This is a genomic window from Methanosarcinales archaeon (genome assembly GCA_014859725.1).
GTDB lineage: Archaea > Halobacteriota > Methanosarcinia > Methanosarcinales > Methanocomedenaceae > Kmv04.
Window position 1 is genome coordinate 1 of sequence record JACUTQ010000182.1, and the last position, 3,944, is coordinate 3,944.

The window sequence follows — 3,944 nt, forward strand, 5'->3', positions numbered from 1 at the left end:
GAATGAAAGGAGTAGCCAAAGGGCAATTCGTAATATAACTTCTTGTCGCAACCAGTTATGATTATCCTCAAATATCATTCGGACTGAAAGAGGACGACAAGTTTTTATGTCTTGGTGAAATAATAATTCTTGCATGTGTAGCTAACATACATAGCATTCCCTCATATTTGAGGGATTGCTTTTCTTCTCAACGTATCGGAGAAATAATACGGATTTTCATATCTTGATATTTGAGGAGAAATTTATACTTTATATACCATTAAAAAAAAGTAATTTCCAGGATTTGATATAGATGAATGAAAATATTGATGATGATGAACTTGATGAAATGGTCATGCGTGGCCCGACTATGCGGGAGAAGAAAGTATCTCACCATGATATGATGTTCAAAGCACTCTCCAATCCTATCAGGCGGAAAGTAATAGTCTCAATTGGTGCTTTTGGGAAATCTAGGTCAGAAATCGAAGAGGAGTTGGATATTGACAAATCATTGTTGAAATATCATATTGATTTTTTGAAAGAAGGGAAGTATATTATTCTTGAAGGTGATATATTCAGGCTTACGGATGAGGGACTTACTTTATTATCAAACATTTAATAGAGTATATTTATTCAATAATCCTTAAAATTATGCAGTATGTTTAAATTTATTTTGGATCCATCCATTTCATCAATGATACAGATCTTCAGATGTTTGCCAGATACCTTGACCATCTAATAAACATGGTACATCAGAAACAATTTCTTTTTTAAGAAAAGTAGACTATTTTGAATCCACTATTGGAAAATATATGCAATTATCCTGGCCAGGTAGATTGGGAATACAAGCGGGGCCAATTTTACCACAATAATAATTGTCATAATATTCAGGAAAAAGATCTTTCTCAATCGTTTGTTTTCAAATAAGTAAAGCACAACAATAATTAGGGGAATAAATACCAACAAAAGATAAACTTTCATGTTTGTTGTGATAAGTATGCTCAAATTTGAAAGTGTCGTTAATATAATTATTAGTGAAGTTGCCTCTCCTGCACTGTTCTCAATATTGGTACCAATGGAAATATAGGATAATATCAAAGTCAGGCCGAGTATAAATACACTGACAATGGTTATTACATCAATGTAATTCATCTGCCTTAATGACAACAGAAGGGATAATAGCATGGTCATAAATGATATTGACATACCCAGCAGTCGCATTGTATTGATTTCTTTATTTTCCAGGATTTTTTCCTGTGCTTTATAATCCATTACAATTTCCTACATTATATATCGGAATAAATGATATTTATTTATATGGTTGATGACATTTGTCGATTTAAGGGGGACTTAAATGAAAGAATATGATGTTCTTGTAGTAGGTACCGGTTCGGGGATGAGTATTGCTGCTAATGCCCTGGAAGAAGGAATGAAAGTCGCTGTAGTAGATAAAGATGATACCGGGGGTACGTGTCTTAACAGAGGTTGTATACCGTCAAAAGTGCTTCTGTACCCCGCTGATGTAGTACAGATGATCAGGGAATCACAGGCTCTGGGTATTAATGCATCCATTGCATCCATTGATTTTAATAAAATAATGGAGAGGATGTGGAAAACGGTGCTGGAGAGCAGGCATGAAATGGAGCTAGGCATAAAAGAAACAGAGAATCTAGATTATTACCAGGAGCAGGGTGTGTTTGTATCAGATTATACCATGAAGGTTGGAGATGAAATTCTCAAGGCAGATAAGATATTCCTGGTATCTGGCGGTCGTTCTACAGTTCCCCCGGTAAAAGGTATTGAGGACATTGATTACCTTGACAATACCAATGTGTTTGATATAAAAAAGCTTCCAAAAGACCTTATTATTCTGGGCGGCGGGTTCATCGCACTGGAATTTGCCCATTTCTTCTCGTCTATTGGAACCAGGGTCACGATAATAGGTCGGAATGTAAGGTTGTTGCCCCATACCGAGCCCGAGATATCCCAGCTAATAAAGGAAAAGATGTCCCAGAGAATGGATATCTTTACAGGATTCGAAGCTCAAAATGTTGAAAAAACCCTGAATAGGATCAAGGTTAGTGCCAGGAACAAAGAAACAGGTGAAGTAAAAGAAGTTACTGCCGAGCACATACTGCTGGCAGTGGGCCGTACATCCAATGCAGATCTGCTGGATGTGGCCAAAACCGGCATACAAATTGACGAGAAAGGGTGGATAAAAGTTAATGAATACCTGGAAACCAGCAAGAAGAACATCTGGTCATTCGGGGATGCGATAGGACAATATATGTTCAAACATGTGGCTAATTACGAGACCCAACTGTGCTGGAATAATGCCTTTGGTGAGAAAAAGATACCTGTGGATTTCCATGCTGTGCCATATGCTGTTTTCTGTTATCCTCAGATCGCATCTGTTGGCATGACAGAAGCTGAAGCTAAAGAAAATCATGAGATCCTGGTGGGTATTAATTATTTCAGGGACACGGCAAAAGGATATGCCATGAATGAAGAAGATGGGTTTTGCAAGGCAATAGTTGAGGCCGGGACAAATAAGATACTGGGATTTCATATTATAGGTCCCGAAGCATCCATTCTCATTCAGGAAGTGGTCAATGCCATGAATGTTTTGGATGGTAGGTTGGATTCATTGCATTACGGTATGCATATCCATCCTGCTTTGAGCGAAGTGGTATTATGGACATTTGGGCGGCTGGCACACCCGCATCACAACCATAAGTGAACTTCGTGAAATGAAAAAATATGGTACAAAAAAAACTAGTTTTCGATTATTTTCATTTCCGGCGAAGTTATCCCATTCCTGGCAAACTCGGCCAGGGTCCTCATGGTCACATCAGATTCGAACTCAAATTCGTATCTCAGATCGTTCACATATACTTTAGCCCTTATACGGAGATAATACGGGTATTCTTTAACAAGCACCGTCACAGGGTGTTTCTCAGAAATAAAAACATATTTTGATGTAATGACCGCCTCTTTAAGAATCCTGGAGGCTAAACCAGTATCAGAATCGTTATTCACAAACATATCTATGACCACCATCATCTCCCGGTGCCCGGCATTCGCACTGGCCACTGTCTGGGTGAAAACAAGATAATTGGGTATTGAAACCAGATTATCATCAAGTGTTACTATCTTTGTGGATATGAGCCCGATGTCGCTGACCTCGCCATATTGTTCCCCCATACGTATTTTATCTCCCATCTGATAGGGTTTCACAAGCATGATAACGATCCCACCTATGACCCCGGCAAAGAGGTCCTTGATGCCGAAACCGATGGCAGCCCCAAATAGAGCCCCGAAAATAGTGAGCTGTTCGTAAGATAATTGCAGGACCTTGGCAAAAATGATATAAAGAGCGATCCCATAAATTGAGAATTTCAATAATGGTATCAGCATCTTCACATGTATCCTGTACTGCAGTACCCGTTCCGAAAAATGCTGGAGCAATAATGTAATAATTCGGATCAATATATACGCGACAATAAGGATGGTGATGGCACTGAGTATTGTATCGATCCCAATCAAAGAGGTCATTTCACTATTAGCTGCCATTTACCACACCAACCGTAATTTTTCTAACAATTCTACCGAATTTCGCATTGCTTCCGGCGTTATGCTGCACGTACCGTCATCAATTACGATCAATCCCTGCTCCAATAACCTGAACAGTATTGCATCAATGTGAGAATCACCCCACATATCGGAAAGGCTTTCTTTTGTTACCATCCTCATTGCCAGGATAATACTCAGAATGAAAGACTCGTGGTAATCAAGATCGATACTGTACGAGATATTTTCGAACTGACTTAATTTGACCGTGGGATATGCAAGATCCTTTTCCCAGATTGCCTTTGCAATTCCCGGATTCCCTTTTGAAATTCTGTTTATCTTTTTGAAGATCAGGTCTTCTGTGGCAATTTTATCTTCAGTTTTATGGAATTTTG

At 38.8% G+C, this 3,944-nt stretch carries 4 protein-coding genes and 1 pseudogene; 2 read left to right on the forward strand and 3 right to left on the reverse strand.

Annotated elements, in window-relative coordinates:
• The first annotated feature begins 292 nt into the window (after positions 1-292).
• A complete protein-coding gene (locus IBX40_11565; GenBank protein MBE0524955.1) occupies positions 293-598 on the forward strand; it encodes a winged helix-turn-helix transcriptional regulator in 306 nt (101 codons plus the stop codon).
• 179 nt (positions 599-777) lie between these two features.
• Here the strand turns inward: IBX40_11565 and IBX40_11570 are convergent, their stop codons facing one another.
• A complete protein-coding gene (locus tag IBX40_11570) occupies positions 778-1,251 on the reverse strand; it encodes a hypothetical protein (protein MBE0524956.1) in 474 nt (157 codons plus the stop codon).
• A gap of 82 nt (positions 1,252-1,333) precedes the next feature.
• Here IBX40_11570 and IBX40_11575 point away from each other — a divergent pair.
• Positions 1,334-2,719 (forward strand): annotated as a pseudogene (locus IBX40_11575) (dihydrolipoyl dehydrogenase).
• Positions 2,720-2,754: 35 nt separating this feature from the next.
• On the opposite strand, the gene IBX40_11580 reads toward IBX40_11575, so the two are convergent.
• Entirely contained in the window at positions 2,755-3,534 is a 780-nt protein-coding gene (locus tag IBX40_11580) for a mechanosensitive ion channel (GenBank protein MBE0524957.1), read from the reverse strand.
• 18 nt (positions 3,535-3,552) lie between these two features.
• Positions 3,553-3,944, reverse strand: a 392-nt coding sequence (locus IBX40_11585) for a hypothetical protein (protein MBE0524958.1), incomplete at its 5' end; no start/stop codon positions are given.